This is a genomic window from Roseovarius sp. BRH_c41 (assembly GCF_000961715.1).
Lineage (GTDB): Bacteria > Pseudomonadota > Alphaproteobacteria > Rhodobacterales > Rhodobacteraceae > Roseovarius.
In genome coordinates, this window is the sequence record NZ_LADY01000002.1 from 1 (window position 1) to 18,066 (window position 18,066).

The window sequence follows — 18,066 nt, forward strand, 5'->3', positions numbered from 1 at the left end:
GACGCCATCGAAGCTGCCATGCTTCACCGTCTTTGGCAGGCGGATGCCAAATATCTTCAGCAATCCGCGCACCTCGTTGGCCAGATCGATGGTCTTGCTGAGCAAGGCCTTCCGCGTGCTCAAAAGAGCCCGAACCCCATGCGCCTCCCGGCTCTTCATGTGAACGGGGCTGAACCAACCCGTCCGCAAGATCTGGGCGATGCCGCGAGCATCGTTGCGATCCGTTTTGTTGCGCATAGCGGACAAAGCGGCGCTCACCTGGCGCGCTTCCATGCACACGACGTCGAACCCTTCTGCCTTCAATCCGTAGAACAGATGCTGGCTCAAGGTGCCGGACTCAAACCCGATACGCTCGATCGTAACGGGAAGCGCAGTCAGGTACCCCGCGATCTCTTCGATCTCGCAAGGCAGGTCTCGCTCGTACAGAACCGTGCCTTTGCCGTCGACAACACAAACCGCGCAGGACCGCAACGATACGTCCAAGCCAGCATAATACTCCATTCGAAATCTCCCTTGTTCACAGATGTCCTGTGATCTTACAGGGAGCTCGACCTCAGTTCAGGGTCAGCCCAATTACGCATGCTTTGAGCCGGGAGTGACCGACGCTGCATCCGCAATGAATGGCGACCTTTCGGAGCAGACAGAGGTATTTGCGCAAGAAACGGGTCGGTCAGCAGCCTCAATCTTACTAAGCATCTCCCAGTCCTCAACATATGGAGATGGGAATGCTTCTCAACGGAAAGACAATTATCATCACTGGCGCGAGCAGTGGCATTGGAGCCGCCGCCGCCAGAATTTTCGCAGCTGAAGGAGCGAAACTGGTTCTCGGAGCGCGCCGCGCAGAACTGCTTGAGAAAATCACAGAGGACATTTCTGCCAACGGTGGCGAGGCGGCTTTTCTCGCGGGGAACGTCGAGGATGGGGGCTACGCCGAAGAGTTGGTGGCGCTTGCCGAGTCGCGCTTTGGCGGCCTCGACAGCGCTTTCAACAATGCAGGTATCATTGGAGAAATGGGACCGGTCCCCGACATGGCAGACGGCAACTGGCATAAAGTGATGGCGGTAAATCTGAATAGCGGGTTCTATGCGGCCAAGTTCCAGATCCCTGCGATGCGTAAACGCGGTGGTGGTTCAATTGTGTTCACGTCCACATTCGTGGGACACACAATCGGTTTGCCTGGTATGGGGGCCTACGCCGCTTCCAAGGCCGGGCTCATCGGCATGACGCAGGTGCTGGCGGCAGAACACGGGCCTGAAAACATCCGCGTAAACGCGCTCCTCCCGGGAGGTACGATGACGCCCATGGCCGGTGATGACGCGGGGTCTCATGAAGTCGTGCGCGGTTTCCACGCGCTCAAGCGCATGGCAGAGCCGTCCGAAATCGCCAACGCAGCTTTGTTCTTGCTTTCTGATCACGCGTCTTTCGTGACCGGTAGCGCCATGATCGTCGATCGGGGAAACTCCATAAATAAACTGTAGAACAATAAACCGGACACAGGCATACAATCAGCCAGTGTTCGGTTTGTCCGCACATCAGACACACACCACCGCCCCAACCAATAGCCCAAATTCGTGTTCCCCGCGCCACCACAGTATCTCCGTCGAGGTGATCGAAACCGCTCAGGAAACGGTTGAGTTCAAGGTGCCCCGCATCCTGCGCCACCCGGCCTGAGCCTCATTCGTTATCCCGCAGCCACGCTGGGCGCAGGACGACAATCGTGGGTTGGTCCGGCAGGGTGCGCAAGGAGACTTCAATCTCGCTCACACCGGGGCGCGCGATGGCGAAATCCCCCTCCATCCCCGCCAGAAACCGCTCCAGCGTGCTGTCGCCAAACCAATGCATCGGCAAGACAATCGAGGCCTTCACGCGCCTCAGCACGCTCATCATATCCGCGATATTCATCGTGAACCCTCCATCGACCGGTGCCATCACCACATCCATCCGGCCAAGTGCTGCATATTGATCATCCGACGGCTCGTGATGCAGATGGCCCAGATGGGCGATGCAGAGCCCCTCGGCCTCGAACACGAAAATCGAATTGCCCTTGGCCTCGACCCCACCGCCCGAGCGGATGTCGGTCGAGACATTGCGCACGAGGAGCGTGTCCAGATCAAGGTGATGCTCGATCCCCTCGCCATACGCGCCCCACCCCGGCAGAACATGCGGAATCGCCGGATCGGGAAAGGCGGTCCAATGGGTGTCATGGGCATGGTTCATGGTGACGATATCGGGGATCAGATCGGCACTGCCAATAAATCCGGTGAAATCTGTGATCGCATTATACCCGCCCGCCTGAATGAGAAACGAGGCATGGGCGATATAGCGCAGCCGCACGGTATACTCGGGCAAGGGCGCGCGGAAACTGGCCCGGTGCAGATATTCCAGCCCCGGCGTCGCATCGGCCAAGGCGATGCAATGGCTCGGGCGGCGGTCCTGCGCGGTCGCGGGTGCGGCCAGCACCAGGACAAACAAGACAAGTCGGATCATCGGCACTCCTCCCTTTTGTGGAGGGGAAGATAGCACGGATTGGCGCGCGGTCAGGGGTTTGGCGGCGATACGCGGCGGGACGGGATCGACGCTGCTGAAAAATCAGCCGCTATTGGCCTGAAGGGGACGGATGGACCTGTGCGATGAGCCGCGCGGTGCCCGTCCGCGGGAGGGCGCTGAAGCGGTGAAGGATGGCACTTTATACCAGCAAAACACTCCCGCGTTATACGTATGTTGATACGTTGCAAAGGCACCCGCCCGGGGGGCGGTCGGGCGCCGCGCGGCGGTGCCTATGGCACCTTGATTCCGCGCTTTGATGATTGGGGCCAACGCCGGCTCAAGGTCAAATCACCCGACATCTGTCCGTCCCCGCCGATCCGCACGCAACGCGGCATAGAGCACATGCGTCCGCCAACGCCCGTTGATCTGCAAATAGCTTTGCGCGACGCCCTCGTACTTGAACCCGCATTTTTCCAGCAGCGCCCGCGACGCTTGGTTTTCCGGCAGACAGGCCGCCTCGATCCGGCTCAGATCCAGCCGATCAAAGGCATGATGCACCACCCCTGCGATGGCCTCCTGCATATAGCCCTGCCGCGCAAAGGGCTGTCCGATCCAATAACCCAGCGTGCCCGCCTGCGCCGGTCCGCGCCGGATATTGTCCAGAGTGATTGCTCCCAAAAGCGCCTGATCCTCGCGTCGGATCAAAAAGAGCGGCATTGCACTGCCGCTGGCAATCGAGCGTTGCGCCCACCAGACCCGATTGGAAAACCCCTTGCGCGCCAGATGATCCGAAGCCCAGAGCGGCTCCCACGGGGTGAGGAAATCCGCACTGTCTGCCCGCAAACTGCTCCAGTTGCGAAAATCACCGATCACCGGCTGCCGCAAGGTTAGACGCTCTGTCTCGATCCTGAGCTTGCGGCGCGGCAAGAGCATCATCAGGCAGCGCGCCTCGCATCAAGCGCGGCCAGTGTCGGGGCCTGCTCGACCGGGCCATAGAGCGCCAAAGCAGAGGGGGCACGCGCCACTGTGCTCTCGGCCAGCCGCTTGACATCCGCCAGCGTCACCGCGTCGATCCGTTCCACCACCTCGGGCAGGTCCGGCACCCGGCCCCAGATCTGGAGCATGCGCGCCAGACGTTCGGCACGGTTGCTCGGGCTCTCCAGCCCCATCAGCAACCCGGCCTTCATCTGTGCCCGCGCCCGCTCGACCTCGGCCACGCTCATGTCGTCGGCGGCACGCTTCATCTCATCGACCGTGATCCCTGCCAGATCGCCCAGTTGCTCGGCCGAAGTGCCTGCGTAGATCGTCATCATCCCGGTGTCGGAATAGGCCCCGGCCTGCGCATAGATCGAATAGCAGAGGCCCCGCCGCTCGCGGATCTCCTGAAACAACCGCGACGACATCGACCCACCCAGGGCAGAGGCATAGATCTGCGCGGTATAGATATCGGGATGCGCGTAATCCGGGCTCTCGAACGCCAGCGCGAAATGCGCCTGCTCCAGATCCTTGACGTGCCGCGTCTCGCCGCCCGCGAACCGCGCGACAGGCGGCTCAATCGCATCGCTTGGGATCATGTCGCCAAACATGCCTTCGGCCATACGCACCAGCGCGTCATGATCCACCGCTCCCGCCGCCGACAGAACCATCTGACCGGGCCGGTAATACTGATCCACGAACCGCTCCAGATCGGGACGGTCAAAGCCGCGCACGCGCTCTTCCGCCCCTAGAATGGTGCGTCCCAGCGGGTGATCGGGATAGGCCTTTTCCTGTAGCCAGTCGAAAATGATGTCGTCCGGCGTATCCGCCGCCTGCCCGATCTCTTGCAGGATCACGCCGCGCTCCACCTCGATCTCGCGCGGGTCGAACACCGGATTGCGCAGGATATCCGCCACCACATCGAGCGCGAGCGGTACATCTTCCTTGAGCACGCGGACATAATAGGCCGTGACCTCGCGGCTGGTGTAGGCGTTGATATAGCCGCCCACATCCTCGATTGCCTCGGCAATCTGCAAGGCAGAGCGTCGCTTGGTCCCTTTGAAGGCCATATGCTCCAGAAAATGCGCGATGCCGTTCTGGCTGGCCTCTTCATGGCGCGCGCCTGCCAGCACCCAGACGCCAATCGCCGCCGATTGCAGGCCGGGCATATATTCCGAGACGATGCGAAACCCGTTGGGCAGGGTGGTCAGTTGGACACTCAATGGGCAATCCGTTCCTTGATCAATGTTTCAATGGCGTAGAGGTCATTGGCGACCCGCGTCACGCGCTCATCCCGCTCATACAGGTCCGCCATACGCTCGGGCAAGGGGGGGTGAATACCGCTCGCCTCCTCCACCGCCGCCGGGAACTTGGCCGGATGCGCCGTGGCCAGCGTGATCATCGGCACGCCCGCGCGACGCTCTGCCTCTGCCACATGCACGCCCACGGCGGAATGTGGGCAGAGCAATTCGCCACTCGCCGCCCAAGTCCGCCGGATCGCGGCGCGGGTCTCGTCCTCGTCACAACGCCCGCTATCGAATGTCTCGCGCAGCGCCTCCAGCGCGCCCTGGCTCACGGTGAATCCGCCCGCCTTCAACTCGTCCATCACCTGCGCCACAGCGCCGCCATCCTGCCCATAGGCATAAAAGAGCGCGCGTTCAAAGTTGGAACTCACCTGAATATCCATCGAGGGGCTGATCGAGGGGGCAACCCCATCGGGCCGATAGTCGCCGGTGCTCAGACAGCGGTGCAGAATATCGTTCTGATTGGTCGCCACCACCAGCCGGTCAATCGGCAGCCCCATCCGCTTGGCGATATAGCCCGCAAAGACGTCGCCGAAATTGCCCGTGGGCACGGTGAAACTCACCTTGCGGTCGGGCGCGCCGAGGCTCACGGCAGAGGTGAAATAATACACCACCTGCGCCAGAACCCGCGCCCAGTTGATGCTGTTGACCCCTGCCAAACGCACCCCGTCGCGGAACTCGAAATCGTTGAACATATCCTTGACGCGCGCCTGTGCGTCGTCGAAATGCCCGTCAATCGCCAGCGCATGCACATTGCTCTCAGCCGGCGTCGTCATCTGCCGCCGCTGCACCTCTGATACGCGGCCATGCGGATAGAGGATGAACACATCCACCGCATCCAAGCCCCGAAACGCCTCGATCGCCGCCGACCCGGTATCACCGCTCGTCGCGCCGACGATGCTCACCCGATTGCCCGAGCGTTTGAGCGAAAACTCGAACATCTGCCCGATGAGCTGCATGGCGAAATCCTTGAACGCCAGCGTCGGGCCGTGGAAAAGCTCGAGCAGGAAATGCCCCGGTGCCAACTGCTTCAACGGTGCCCGCGCGGCATGGCCAAACCCCTCATAGGCCCGCGCGATGATCCCGCGAAATTCCTCGTCGGTAAAGGCATCGCCGATGAAGGGCCGCATCACCCGGAACGCGGCCTCCTCATAGCTCACCCCCTCCAGCGCGCGGATATCATCAACACTCATCTGCGGAATGCTCTCGGGCAGATAGAGCCCGCCATCGCGCGCCAACCCCGTCAGCATCGCCTCTTCAAAGCTGAGCGTGGGGGCCGTGCCCCGTGTCGAGATGTATTTCACGTCTTGCCTTTCTCTGTCTGCCGCATGCGCCAGATGAAAACCCCGGTCATCGCGGCCCATATGGCGGCCAGCGAAAACCATGTGATCGCGTAGCTGAGGTGATCGTTCGGAATGCCGCTGGTGTCTACCGGCAAGGGCGACACGCCCACCTCTGGCACCGACAGGGCGCGCGCAACGATCAGCACCGGCTCGGTCTCCAGCACCTCCGCCATCTGCGCGATGTCGCGGGCAAACCAGATGTTGCCCGGCACATCATTTTCCGGCGTTGAACTCAGCCGCTCATCGGGCCAGTGCAGATTGCCCGACACGTTGATCTCACCCTCAGGCGGGGTCGGAATATCGGCGCTCACCTTGATGAACCCACGATCCAGCAGCACCCGCCGCCCGTCCGTTTCCAGCGCCGAAATCACCCGATATCCTGCACCGATCTGCTTTTGGCTGACCAGCACCCGCAGCGCCGCGTCGCCAATCTGGCCCGCCACCGCGACCGGCAGATAGCGATCCTCGGTCGGGTCCGCCGCCTCGGGCAATTCCACCGGCGGCGCGGCGATATGCGCCTCGATATCGGCCAGCACGCCCTCTTTCCACGCCAACCGATCCACCTGCCATTTGCCCAAGCCAATCAGCACCGCTACACCGGCGATGCCAAAGGTCAGGGGGATCAGAATGCTTTTCCGCATGTTTCACTCTCAAAAGGAAAATGCGGGGAAAGGAAACCCCCCGCATCTTCTTCTTGGTTCAAATCCTCGGACGGGCCGAGCACTGATCTTTCTCAGAACACTGGTTAGCTGCCCCAGATATAGACTGCGGCAAAGAGGAAGAGCCAGACCACATCGACAAAGTGCCAGTACCAGGCAGCCGCCTCAAAGCCCACATGCTGCTCGGGCGTGAGATGCCCCTTCATCACCCGAAGCAGGCAGACAAAGAGGAAAATCGTGCCGATCACCACATGCGCGCCGTGAAACCCGGTCGCCATAAAGAAGTTGGCACCGTAGATATTGCCGGAGAAGCCAAAGGCCGCGTGGCTGTATTCATAGACCTGAAACACGGTAAAGATCGCGCCCAGTGCAATCGCAATGATCAGCCCACGCTTGACGTCCTGCCGGTTGTTCTCATGCACCAGCGCATGGTGTGCCCAAGTGGCGGCACAGCCCGAGCAGAGCAGGATCAGCGTGTTGATCAGCGGCAGGTGCCAGGGATCAAAGGTCTCGATCCCGGCGGGCGGCCAGACCCCATCGACCATCGGTGAGTTTTCACCCATCGGGTACATGGCATGCTTGAAAAAGCTCCAGAACCACGCGGCGAAAAACATCACCTCGGACATGATGAACATGATGAAGCCGTACCGCAGGCCGATCCGCACGACGGGCGTGTGATCGCCGGTTTGACCCTCGTTCACAACATCGGACCACCAGCCGAACATGACGTAGATCACGCCGACGACGCCAGCAAGCAGCATCCAGGGCCCGTGGTCATGGAAAAACAGGACAGCCCCGAAGAGCATAACGAACCCCGCCAGCGCGCCCAGCAGCGGCCAGACGGAGGGGGGCAGAATGTGGTAATCGTGGTTCTTTTCGTGTGCCATCTTTATCTTATCCCTCGTCGAAGGCTCAGTTCAGGTTTTTATCATTGTTGGTCCCCTGCTCAAGAGCGGCTTGCTCCTCGGGCAGGTCAATCTCGTGAAACGTATAGGACAGCGTGATCGTGTGGACATACTGTCCTTCACGGTCGCTGACAATCTCGGGGTCAACGTAAAAGGTCACGGGCATCTGCACCCGCTCACCCGGCTGTAGCACCTGTTGCTCGAAACAGAAACAGTCGATCTTGGTGAAAAAGCCGCCCGCCTCGTAAGGTGTCACGTTATAGCTAGCCGATCCGGCCACGACACGGTCGGTCGGGTTATACGCCTCGTAAAACGCCAGCCCGGTCTCGCCGATGCGCAGCTCCATCTGGCGCTCCATCGGCTTGAACTCCCACGGCATGCCGCGTTCCTTGCTGGCGTCGAACCGGATCTTGACGGTCTGGTCCAGCACATCGTCGCTTGCCACTTCCGATACGCCCGTGACCCCGCCAAAGCCGGTCACACGGCAAAACCAGTCATAAAACGGCACAGAGGCCCAAGCGAGGCCGCCCATCAGCACAACCACACCCACGGTTTGGGTTACCGTCTTGAGCTTTGGGTCCAACGCCATCAGTCCGCCCCCTGTTCGATCTTGGGCACCGCGAAATCTTCGTTTGAGACCTTGGCAATCGTCATCCCGAACACCAGCGCCACAAATCCTGCCAGCACAAGACCAAGGCCCAGATTGCGGCCAAACCGGCGCTTGTGCAGCTCATGTTCCTCGCGAAAGCTCATGTCCATCCCCCAAGGCCCAGACCGCTCAGCGCCGCCTCGGCCAGAATGGCGGTGAAATGTGCAAAGAGATACCAGAGCGACAGCCGGAACGCCCGCTTCTCAACCCGGTAATTATCCGCCTCCGCCTGATCCTCATCGCGCCGCCAGATCGCAATCGCGTCCCGCAGGAAAAGCGCGTTAAAGATCACCGCAACCGCCAGATAAACCGGCCCGCCGATGCCTGTGAACGCAGCGCCAATCGCCAACGCCGCCAAAAGCACCGTGTAGACAAGGATATGCACCCGCGTGGCGCGACGCCCATGGGTCACGGTCAGCATGGGAACACCCGCCGTGTCGTAATCGCCGCGCATAAACAGCGCCAGCGCCCAGAAATGCGGCGGTGTCCACATGAAAATCAGCGCAAACATCAGCACCGATTCAAGACTTACCGTGCCCGTCGCCGCCGCCCAGCCGATCATGGGAGGAAACGCGCCCGCCGCGCCGCCAATCACGATATTCTGTGGCGTCCAGCGTTTGAGCCCGATGGTGTAGATCACCACGTAGAAGAAAATCGTAAAGGCAAGGATGCCTGCGGCCAGCGCATTCGTGGCCAGCCACAGCATCACAACCGACATCACCGCCAGCGTGATGCCAAAGGCAAAGGCCTCGTCCCGCGTGACCTTGCCCGCCGGAATGGGCCGCTTCTGCGTCCGCTTCATCAGCGCATCAATATCGGATTCCCACCACATGTTGAGCGCGCCGGAGGCGCCCCCGCCCACGGCAATGAACAGGATTGCGGCAAAACCGATCACAGGATGCACCCCCACCGGCGCGGCCAAGAGGCCCACCAGTGCTGTGAACACCACCAGCGTCATCACGCGCGGCTTGAGCAGGGCAAAGAAATCGCCAAAGCCTGCCTCACCCTCTTGGGTGTGGCTTACGGGGCTGGCTGTATTCAGGCTCGCATCGCTCATTTCGGTCTCCCGCCACGATGCGCAGGATCTGCGCACCCCGGACTTGCTGGATAGGGTGCGCGGGGACCGCGCACCGCTCTCGTCTTAGTCAGCCTGCGCCACGTCAACGCTGCGCGGCGTTCCGGCATATTCCTCGATTGCCCCATCCAGCCACTCGGCATAGGCCTCTTCGCTCACCACTTTGACGGTGATTGGCATATAGGCATGCGCCTGACCGCAGAGTTCCGAACACTGACCGAAATAGATGCCCTCTTTCTCGGCCTTGAACCAGAGCTGCGCCAGACGTCCCGGCACCGCATCCTGCTTCACGCCAAAGGCGGGCATGGCCCAGCTGTGGATCACATCGGCCCCGGTCACGGTCATGACCACGGTCTTGCCAATCGGAACGACAACAGAGGTATCGGTCGCCAGCAGGAACTCATCCTTGCTGAACCCGGCCTCGACCAATTGCGCCTCGACCTCGGGGCTCATCCGGTTCTCGCCGCCCGTCGCCGGTGCGCCGATCATATAGCTGTCAAAGGCGAAATCGTGGTCGGTGTATTCATAGCCCCAGTACCACTGATAACCCGTGACCTTGATGTTGATCTCACCCTCAGGGATCTCTTGCTGCTTGAACAGGATCGGCAGCGAGAACGCGCCGATGAACACAAGGATCACAATCGGGATGATCGTCCAAGCGATTTCGACCGGCGAATTATGGGTAAAGGTCGCCGGATTCGCATTCGCCCGCCGACTGTACCGCACCGCAACAATCGCGAGCAGCGCAGTCACGAACAGCACGATGGCGATGATGATGACGTTGATCGTTCCGTCCAGCCATTGCAAATCCCGCGCAAGCTCGGTCGCCGCTGGCTGAAAGCCCATCTTGCCCTGCACAGGTTTCCCTACGATCTCGAGGCCCTCTTGAGCCATGGCAGGAAGGGTGAAGAAGGCGGTCAGAGCCGCCGTAAGGCTGGAAGTTAGTCGCATTTTACACCCTGATCGGTTGAAGCGGTTCATGTCTTTTTGCGAGGGACACCCCGCCACCGGGCGGAATCCCATTGTCTCGGTGTCGTCTAAAACCATATTCTGCCTGAAACGACAAGAAAGACCATTGCGGCAAACGGACGCTTTTTTGATTTAAATCAAATTTAGGCCCGTCCGAGACCGCGCCGCAGAGAAAGAACCCAATGACCGACACATCTTTTCGTCCCTTCGAGACCCTGCTCGACCGCGCAACCGCCCTTTCGCGCCTGCGCGATGCCACCGAGGGCGCCGACGATGGCGAGCTTTTTCTCGAACGCCGCCGCGCCGAGGGGCTGATGTTCGACGATGGCCGGGTCAAGACAGCCTCCTATGACGCCTCCGAGGGCTTTGGCCTGCGCGCGGTGCGTGGCGAGGTCACGGGCTATGCCCATTCCTCCGAGGTGACCGACGCGGCCCTCAAGCGCGCGGTGGAAACGGCACGGCTCGCGGTGGGCGCGGGCGGCGGCACGCTTGCCGACGGTCCCTTGCGCACGAATCGCCGCCTCTACACCGATGCCGACCCCATCGCCGGGGCCAGCTTTCCGGTCAAGCTCGACACCCTGCGCGAGATGGATGCCTTTGCCCGCGATCTCGACCCCCGCGTCGTGCAGGTCACAGCCTCGATCGCCGCCTCCCTGCAAGAGGTGGTGATCCTGCGCCCCGATGGCACCGAGGTCAGCGATACGCGCCCCATGACCCGCGTCAATGTGTCGGTGATTGTCGAACAGAATGGCCGCCGCGAGAATGGCAGCGCCGGTGGAGGCGGGCGCGTCGGGCTGGACGGTCTTCTTGACCCCGCCGACTGGCAGGCCAAGACCCGCGAGGCGCTGCGCGTGGCGTTGGTCAATCTCAGGGCCGAACCGGCCCCTGCGGGCATGATGGATGTGGTGCTTGGCCCCGGCTGGCCCGGCATTTTGCTGCACGAGGCCATCGGTCACGGGCTTGAGGGCGATTTCAACCGCAAGGGCTCTTCCGCCTTTGCCGGTCTCATGGGCCAGCGCATTGCCGCCCCCGGTGTCACCGTGCTCGACGACGGCACCATCCCCGACCGGCGCGGCTCGATCACCATCGACGACGAAGGCACGCCCTCAGGCCGCAATGTGCTGATCGAGGATGGCATTCTGGTGGGCTATATGCAGGACCGTCAGAACGCCCGCCTGATGGGTGTCGCCCCCACCGGCAACGGACGCCGCGAGAGCTATGCCCATGCCCCAATGCCGCGCATGACCAACACCTATATGATGGGCGGGGAGGCCACGCCGGATGACCTGGTGGCCGAGTTGAAGGACGGCATCTATGCCGTGGGCTTTGGCGGCGGTCAGGTCGATATCACCAACGGCAAATTCGTCTTTTCCTGCACCGAGGCCTACCGCGTCAAAGACGGCAAGGTGGGTGCGCCGGTCAAGGGCGCTACCCTGATCGGCGATGGCGCAACTGCGCTCCAGCAGATCCGCGGCTTGGGCAATGACATGGCGCTTGATCCCGGCATGGGCAATTGCGGCAAACAGGGCCAATGGGTGCCGGTGGGCGTCGGCCAGCCGACGGTGCTGATCGGCGGGCTGACGGTGGGCGGCTCGGCGACTTAGGGGGAACGGCCCGCATGCATTGCTTGATGTGACGTTACCCCAAGCAACAAGCCGCGCGGGGCCCGTCCGCCGGGTGGGCGCTGCACCATACTCGGCAGGCACTTAATGCCTGCAAACCACTCCCCCGTTGTCAGTGCGTTGAGACGTTGCAAAAGCGCCCGCCCGGTGGGGCGGACCATGCCGGAGGCATGCCTTCGGCATGACCGCTGCGCGGCGGTGCCTGCGGCACCTTGACTCCGCGCGGGATGTTTGGAGCAAGCGTCAACACGTGCCTCCTCACACCCAAACCAAACTCGACCTCCTGCAACAACGGGCGGGAGCAGGCTGTTTGCAGCACTCTCCACGCGTACCTACTGCCCTGACAGAACTGCCGTTCGCATCTCAGTGACAATGATCTGTGTCCGTCGTCACACCAATTTCTACTTGACCCCTATCTTCTTTGGGACACCGTGAGAGGAAAGAGTGCTTCTTTGGAGGACAGAATGACATTTGCAATCTCGCCTCTGGTTCCGGAATTGTGGTGCTCGGACTTCGAAGTATCCATGGCGTTTTACACCAATGTCCTTGGCTTCGAGGTCGCTCAACAAAGAGGCGGCGACCCCCACGCCTATCTGACACTTCACGGCGCACAAATCATGCTCGCTCACTGGAAGTTGGACGGGAACTGGGTGCCGTGGCAGCCAGATCAATTGGATCACCCCTATGGGCGAGGGGTCAATTTTCAGTTCATGGTCCCGAACGTCGATAAAATGTATGAGGCGGTCTTGGCTCATGGAACCAAGCCGTTTCTGGATATATACGAAGCAGATATCTGGAGGACTGACCGCATGGATACGCGGTGTCAATTCATGATCTTGGACCCGGACGGCTATGTCCTGCGTTTCGCACAGAGCCTGAGAAGCCGCCCCGTGGATGACACTGACCATACAAAACTGGACGAGCAATATGGCGTTGAGGCACCCTGGAAGACTGGTGAAACCTAAAGAGGAAAGACCGCCCCAAAGCCCACGCTATCCGCATCCCCGCCAAAAACTCCCTTCCAGACTGAGCCAGGGTATCGCCCCACCGGATGGAGACCTTGGCAACCTACACCTTCGTCTAAACATTTCCCCCCCTGCACGAACCGCGCTCCAGCAGATCCGCGGCTTGGGCACTGACATGGCGCTTGATCCCGGCATGGGCAATTGCGGTAAACAGGGCCAATGGGTGCCAGTGGGCGTCGGCCAGCCGAGGGTGCTTATCGGTGGGCTGACTGTGGGCGGCTCGGCGACGTAGCGCCCGGGCGGCCGTGACTTACGCCGCAGTCTTCCAGTTCAGCGGCGTCACATAAACGACACTGTCCCCAACACTGACCATCACATCGCCGTCCTGAATATTGATCTGAAGCTTCATCGCGCGGCTTGCCAGTTTTGCCAGGTCGCCGGTGTCCTTCTCGGAAAAACTTATCACCTGAAGATTGTCAAAACGGGTGGTGCTGTTCTTGACCTTGTCCCACCACATCTCGGCTGTCCTGCCGCCATAGGGATAGACAATCACCTTGGTGGCTTTGCTACAGGATTGACGCATCACCTTTTCGCTGGGAAGCCCAAGGGCCACCCACACATCAAGCTCACCGCTGAGGCTTTTCTGCCATATGTCCGGCTCGTCATCCGTTGATAGGCCCTTGGTCATTTCCAAATGCTCATGGGCATTCAGCGCAAACGCAACGATGCGCACCATCAGCCGCTCCTCGGTCTCCGAGGGATGCTTGGCAATGGTCAGTTTATGGGTCTCATAATAGTGACGATCCATGTCAGAGACCGATAACTCAACTTTATAGATGGTGGCATTCTGCGCCATGACGTGTCCCAAATCTTCAAAGATTGGGATGCCTACTGCGTCTGGTGCGTGTTTGAAAGCAGATAAGACCACCATTGCAGTCCCACAGGCTGAATTGACCATCCCGCATCGCTTCACTGCCGCTACAGTTGAAAAACCTGCGGTGGATCTTTCAGGATAAAAGACCCTTTGGTCACCGACTGCTGGCGTTGCTATATCTGCATGCCGACCGGTCTGGGCCTGAAACTGCCTGATCGTGACGGCACCTTGCCAAACGCGGAGCAGTCATTGGACGGTCAGAGAGGTCTTGCGGCGGCTTTACGTGGGTGCAGGCACAGCACCGCCGAGATCATGGAACCGATACCCGACGCCGGGCTCGTTCTGGATGAGAACCGGGCTTGACGGATCCTGCTCAAGCTTCTTTCGCAACGACCGCACCGTGACCCGGAGATATTCGACGTGGTCGGTATGCGCCTGCCCCCAGACCTCTCGCAGCAGATGGGTATGGGTGAGAACCTTGCCGGGATGGCTGGCAAGCGCCGCCAGAAGCGTGAACTCCTTGGGGGTTAACTTTACCTCGATGCCCGCCTTAGACACGGCATGTGCGTCGAGATCGACCTGCACCGGCCCGACGGTCAATTTGCGCAGGCGGCCCATCGTTTGATCCGTCCGACGCAGGCAGGACCGGATGCGCGCCAGCAATTCCTCGCTGTCGAACGGTTTGGTGACATAGTCATCCGCGCCAAGGTCGAGGGCGGCGACTTTCTCAGCCGACGCATCGCGGGCGGTCAACACGATGATCGGCACGCCCTGTTCGCGGAACGCGCCGATCAGCTCGAGCCCGTCGCGGTCAGGCAAACCGAGATCAAGCAGAACGAGTTGCGGCAGGGGCGTCCTGAGCGCCGCAAGCGCGGCCTTGGCACACTCGGCCTCGACGGTTGCATAGCCGCTGCGCTCCAGCGCGACGCGCAGAAGACGCCGGATTGGCATTTCATCATCGACGATCAGGACTGGCCCGGTCATGCGATATCCTCCAGTGAAACCTGTATGATTGCGGTCGACGGGATGCGGATCGTGAAGCGCGATCCGCCCCCCTGACGCCGCGCCGCTTCGACGGTAAAGCCCATCGCTGCGGCGAACCCCTTGACGATGGCGAGGCCCAGCCCCGAGCCGCCGGTGCGATCCGATGTCTCGCCGCGCGCAAAGCGGTCAAAGATCCGCTGTTCGCTGCCCTGTGGAATGCCGGGCCCGCTGTCGAGCACGTCGATCACCGGCCCGCGCCGCCCCATCCGCGCGATGATCTCGATCGGTGCGTCCTGCGGCGAATACTTGGCCGCGTTGTCGACCAGATTGAGCAAGGCATGGTTGAGGAGAACCGCGTCGGCCCGCACCAGTGGCAGGTTCGGGTCGATCGAGGTCAGCACCTTTCGCCCAGTCAGGCTTTTGCTCAGGTCGCCCAGCGCAGAGGCGATCACATCGGTCAGATCCGTGGGCACAAGATCAGGCGTGACCGCGCCTTCCTCGATCCGGGTCAGGTCCAGCAGGTCCGACAGAAAGCGATTCAGCCTGCGCGCCTCGCTGCGCACCGTCTCGACCAATTCGGCCTCATCGCCTGTTGCCGAAAGCGCCTCGGCCGCTGCCGTCACGGCAGTGAGCGGGGTGCGCAGGTCATGGCTGAGCGAGGCGAGAAGGGCCGCGCGCAGGTTGTCGCGCTGACGGACCACCTCCATATCGCGCATGTCGGCCTCCAGCTTCAGGCGCTCATGGGCAAGAGCGGCCTGATCAATCAGGCTTTCGGCCAGCGCCGCACGCTCGGTCGGGATGGGATCACGGCCATGTGGCCCACGAAACCCAAGGACCGCCAGGGTCCCGAGCGAGGTCTTGAGCGGGCGGAACTGCCACGCGCTGGCGGTGAGGGTATTGGTGCCGATGCCAGCCTCCTCGCCATGATCCATCACCCATTCCGCCGCAGCACGGTCCACCGGGCTCAGCTGTGGCTTTGTCTGACCAAAAGCCGATATCGTCACGCCGTCGGCGGAGGGGTGCAGCACGATGGTCTGCACCGCCAGCAAGGATCGCAATTCATCGCGGATGAGCTGCGCTGTCTCTTGCGTATTGCTTGCGGCCCCGAGCCGTGTGGCGAACCGGGCAAGGCCCGCATTCTCACGAGCGCTGCGCATGGCAAGAGCGGCGGCAGCGCGGGCGCGTGCCGCAAGCTGCCCGGTGATGATCGCGACGACCACGAGCAAGACAGCCGTGATGATATTCGCAGGTCCGTAGATGATGACGGTGTAGAACGGTGGAAGGAAGAAGAAGTTATAGGCGATCCCGGCAGCAATCGCGGCGATCAGACCGGCGCGAAATCCGTAAAGACTGGCGCTGACGATCACCGGCAACAGATAGAGAAGGTCAATCGGACCGCGACTGATCCAGCCCTGCGCCAGAAAGGCGGCCAGCGTCAACGCAGCGACCGATCCGATGGCCACGGCATCTCCGGTCCAGCTTCCGCGCGGCACAAAATTCCGCCAGTCTCGCCCGCGCACCTGCTCGTCAAAGGGGATGACGTGGATGGCGACGCCGGTTGTCCGGTCAAGGATATCCTGAACAATCGGATCGCGCCGTCTCCACCAACCACCCTGTCGACGCGATTTCCCCAAGACAAGCTGCGTGGCGCTCACGTCCCTGCAATGCGCCAGAATGGCATCCTGAACAGAGGTTGCAGGCACCGATTGCAACGTGGCCCCGAGCGACGCCGCCAGCGACAGATTTCCAGCCAGTTGTGTTTTCTCGGCGTCACCGAACCGCTCCGCCGACGGTGTCTCGACATAGAGCGCGATGAGCGGTGCCTTGAGTGCATCAGCGAGACGCTTTGCGGCGCGGATCACCTGCTCGCCCCCTGCCTCCTGAGAGATCGCGACAAGGATGCGCTGTCCGCCGGCATAGCCGATATCCTTGCCGGTGACGCTCTTGTGTTCCTGAATGCGCGCTTCGACATATTGCGCGGCATGGCGCAGCGCGAGTTCGCGCAACGCGAGCAGGTTGCCCTTGGAAAAGAAGTGATCGAGCGCGTGGCGCGCCTGGTCGGGCACATAGACCTTGCCATCGCCCAGACGCGATATGAGATCCTCTGGCGGCAGGTCGATCAGCTCGATTTCAGCCTCCTCGAACACCTTGTCCGGCACGGTTTCGCGGACCCGGACATGGGTAAAGCTGCCAACCACGTCGTTGAGGCTTTCGACATGCTGGATGTTCACCGTGGTCATCACGTCGATGCCCGCAGCGCGTAACTCTTCGATATCCTGCCACCGCTTGGGGTGTCGGCTTCCCGGCGCATTGGTGTGGGCCAGTTCGTCAACGAGAACAATCTTGGGTCGCCGCTCCAGCACCGCATCGAGGTCCATCTCTGTCAGGGTCTGGCCCTTGTAGTCGATCTTTCTGCGGGGAATGACCGGCAACGGGGCAACCAGCGCCTCGGTCTCGTCGCGGCCATGGGTCTCGACCAGGCCGATGACGACATCGGCACCAGCCTCGATTTTTTCCGCCCCTTCAAGGAGCATTTCGTAGGTTTTCCCGACGCCGGGGGCGGCGCCAAGAAAGATCTTGAGCGTGCCACGCCCCTCGCGTTGTGCTTCGCGCAGCAGGGCATCGGGCGAGGGGCGAGCGTCATCTGTCATGGGGCCGTTTTACTCCGTGTCGGACGAACGTGCCAGTTCAGCATCGAGCGCGATGTTCAGCTCCAGCACATTGACGATGCGGTCTGGCGTGAATGCCCCACCTGGCCGTTCTGCCAGCCGGTCGATGATCGCCCGGACAGCAGCCGGTGCCACATCACGCGCCGCCGCGACGCGGGGCGCCTGAAAAAGCGCGCCCGCACGCGAAATATGCGGATCAAGCCCCGCACCCGAGGCCGTCACCAGATCGGCTGGGATCGGGGTGGTATTTCCGCCATAGGCCGCGATCAGCGCCCTCGCACGCTCTGCCAAGAGCGGATTGGCAGGCGACAGGTTCGATCCGCCCGCGCCGGCCGCGTCATACGCCACCGCAGAGGGTCGCGGCCAGACATAGCCCGGCGCGGTGAAGCCCTGCGCGATCAGGCGGCTGCCCCGCGCGGTGCCGTCGTCGCCCAGGATAAGCGAGCCGTTGGCGGTGGCCGGTGTGACGACCTGCGCAAAGCCGAGGATCACGGCGGTATAGCCTGCGACGCAGATCGCCATGGTCGCTGCTGTGACACGAAGGCCTGAAATGATGTCGTTCATTGGTCTGTCTCCTTTGACGCGG

18 protein-coding genes and 1 pseudogene are annotated in these 18,066 nt (G+C 61.6%); 4 read left to right on the forward strand and 15 right to left on the reverse strand.

From position 1 onward, the window contains the following. Window positions 1-501 (reverse strand): IS110 family transposase (locus VR71_RS00045; protein ID WP_045680219.1); only part of this gene is annotated, 501 nt, incomplete at its 3' end. 224 nt (window positions 502-725) lie between these two features. Between VR71_RS00045 and VR71_RS00050 the strand changes: the two genes are divergently transcribed. Continuing rightward, window positions 726-1,478 carry an SDR family oxidoreductase gene (locus tag VR71_RS00050; protein WP_045680221.1) on the forward strand — a complete coding sequence of 251 codons (753 nt, stop codon included), beginning with the start codon at window positions 726-728 and terminating at the stop codon, window positions 1,476-1,478. Between the two features lie 196 nt (window positions 1,479-1,674). On the opposite strand, the gene VR71_RS00055 is transcribed toward VR71_RS00050, so the two are convergent. From VR71_RS00055 to coxB, 10 genes are all read right to left on the reverse strand, one after another. Next, window positions 1,675-2,487, reverse strand: a complete 813-nt coding sequence (locus tag VR71_RS00055) for an MBL fold metallo-hydrolase (RefSeq protein WP_045680040.1) — start codon at window positions 2,485-2,487, stop codon at window positions 1,675-1,677. Window positions 2,488-2,835: 348 nt separating this feature from the next. Beyond that, complete coding sequence (locus tag VR71_RS00060) at window positions 2,836-3,420, reverse strand: GNAT family protein (RefSeq protein WP_198134906.1); 585 nt, start codon at window positions 3,418-3,420, stop codon at window positions 2,836-2,838. Window positions 3,421-3,422: 2 nt separating this feature from the next. Then, on the reverse strand, window positions 3,423-4,685 hold the full coding sequence (locus VR71_RS00065) for a pitrilysin family protein (RefSeq protein WP_045680052.1): 1,263 nt from the start codon (window positions 4,683-4,685) through the stop codon (window positions 3,423-3,425). Then, window positions 4,682-6,070 carry a threonine synthase gene (gene thrC / locus VR71_RS00070; RefSeq protein WP_045680053.1) on the reverse strand — a complete coding sequence of 463 codons (1,389 nt, stop codon included), beginning with the start codon at window positions 6,068-6,070 and terminating at the stop codon, window positions 4,682-4,684. Before thrC ends, VR71_RS00065 begins: the two co-directional genes overlap by 4 nt. Further along, window positions 6,067-6,750 carry an SURF1 family protein gene (locus tag VR71_RS00075; protein WP_045680055.1) on the reverse strand — a complete coding sequence of 228 codons (684 nt, stop codon included), beginning with the start codon at window positions 6,748-6,750 and terminating at the stop codon, window positions 6,067-6,069. The genes thrC and VR71_RS00075 overlap by 4 nt, the downstream gene beginning before the upstream one ends. 104 nt (window positions 6,751-6,854) lie before the next feature. Next, on the reverse strand, window positions 6,855-7,655 hold the full coding sequence (locus VR71_RS00080; RefSeq protein ID WP_045680058.1) for a cytochrome c oxidase subunit 3: 801 nt from the start codon (window positions 7,653-7,655) through the stop codon (window positions 6,855-6,857). A gap of 25 nt (window positions 7,656-7,680) precedes the next feature. Beyond that, window positions 7,681-8,262 (reverse strand): cytochrome c oxidase assembly protein, encoded by a 582-nt coding sequence (locus VR71_RS00085; RefSeq protein ID WP_045680060.1) that lies wholly within the window; start codon window positions 8,260-8,262, stop codon window positions 7,681-7,683. Next, window positions 8,262-8,426 carry a hypothetical protein gene (locus VR71_RS00090; RefSeq protein WP_040650841.1) on the reverse strand — a complete coding sequence of 55 codons (165 nt, stop codon included), beginning with the start codon at window positions 8,424-8,426 and terminating at the stop codon, window positions 8,262-8,264. Before VR71_RS00090 ends, VR71_RS00085 begins: the two co-directional genes overlap by 1 nt. Further along, window positions 8,423-9,379, reverse strand: coding sequence for a heme o synthase (cyoE, locus tag VR71_RS00095; RefSeq protein WP_045680062.1), 957 nt, complete (start codon window positions 9,377-9,379; stop codon window positions 8,423-8,425). Before cyoE ends, VR71_RS00090 begins: the two co-directional genes overlap by 4 nt. Window positions 9,380-9,463: 84 nt before the next feature. Continuing rightward, window positions 9,464-10,348: a cytochrome c oxidase subunit II gene (gene coxB, locus VR71_RS00100; RefSeq protein ID WP_040650270.1), complete on the reverse strand. Its 885-nt coding sequence runs from the start codon at window positions 10,346-10,348 to the stop codon at window positions 9,464-9,466. Between the two features lie 200 nt (window positions 10,349-10,548). On the opposite strand from coxB, the gene tldD (VR71_RS00105) reads away from it, so the two are divergent. The 3 genes and pseudogenes from tldD (VR71_RS00105) to tldD (VR71_RS24445) all read left to right on the forward strand — a co-directional run. After that, entirely contained in the window at window positions 10,549-11,970 is a 1,422-nt protein-coding gene (gene tldD / locus VR71_RS00105; RefSeq protein ID WP_009815743.1) for a metalloprotease TldD, read from the forward strand. Window positions 11,971-12,452: 482 nt separating this feature from the next. Continuing rightward, window positions 12,453-12,953, forward strand: coding sequence for a VOC family protein (locus VR71_RS00110; RefSeq protein WP_045680070.1), 501 nt, complete (start codon window positions 12,453-12,455; stop codon window positions 12,951-12,953). Window positions 12,954-13,092: 139 nt separating this feature from the next. Continuing rightward, a pseudogene (gene tldD / locus VR71_RS24445) lies at window positions 13,093-13,245 on the forward strand (metalloprotease TldD); the annotation flags it as partial. Between the two features lie 18 nt (window positions 13,246-13,263). On the opposite strand, the gene VR71_RS00115 reads toward tldD (VR71_RS24445), so the two are convergent. The 4 genes from VR71_RS00115 to VR71_RS00130 all read right to left on the reverse strand — a co-directional run bounded on the left by VR71_RS00115 (window position 13,264) and on the right by VR71_RS00130 (window position 18,044). Beyond that, window positions 13,264-13,809: a YaeQ family protein gene (locus VR71_RS00115; RefSeq protein WP_045680072.1), complete on the reverse strand. Its 546-nt coding sequence runs from the start codon at window positions 13,807-13,809 to the stop codon at window positions 13,264-13,266. A gap of 297 nt (window positions 13,810-14,106) precedes the next feature. Further along, a complete protein-coding gene (locus VR71_RS00120; protein WP_045680074.1) occupies window positions 14,107-14,811 on the reverse strand; it encodes a response regulator transcription factor in 705 nt (234 codons plus the stop codon). Next, entirely contained in the window at window positions 14,808-17,462 is a 2,655-nt protein-coding gene (locus VR71_RS00125; protein ID WP_009815746.1) for a sensor histidine kinase KdpD, read from the reverse strand. Before VR71_RS00125 ends, VR71_RS00120 begins: the two co-directional genes overlap by 4 nt. A gap of 9 nt (window positions 17,463-17,471) precedes the next feature. Continuing rightward, window positions 17,472-18,044, reverse strand: coding sequence for a potassium-transporting ATPase subunit C (locus VR71_RS00130; protein WP_009815747.1), 573 nt, complete (start codon window positions 18,042-18,044; stop codon window positions 17,472-17,474). Window positions 18,045-18,066: the final 22 nt, after the last annotated feature.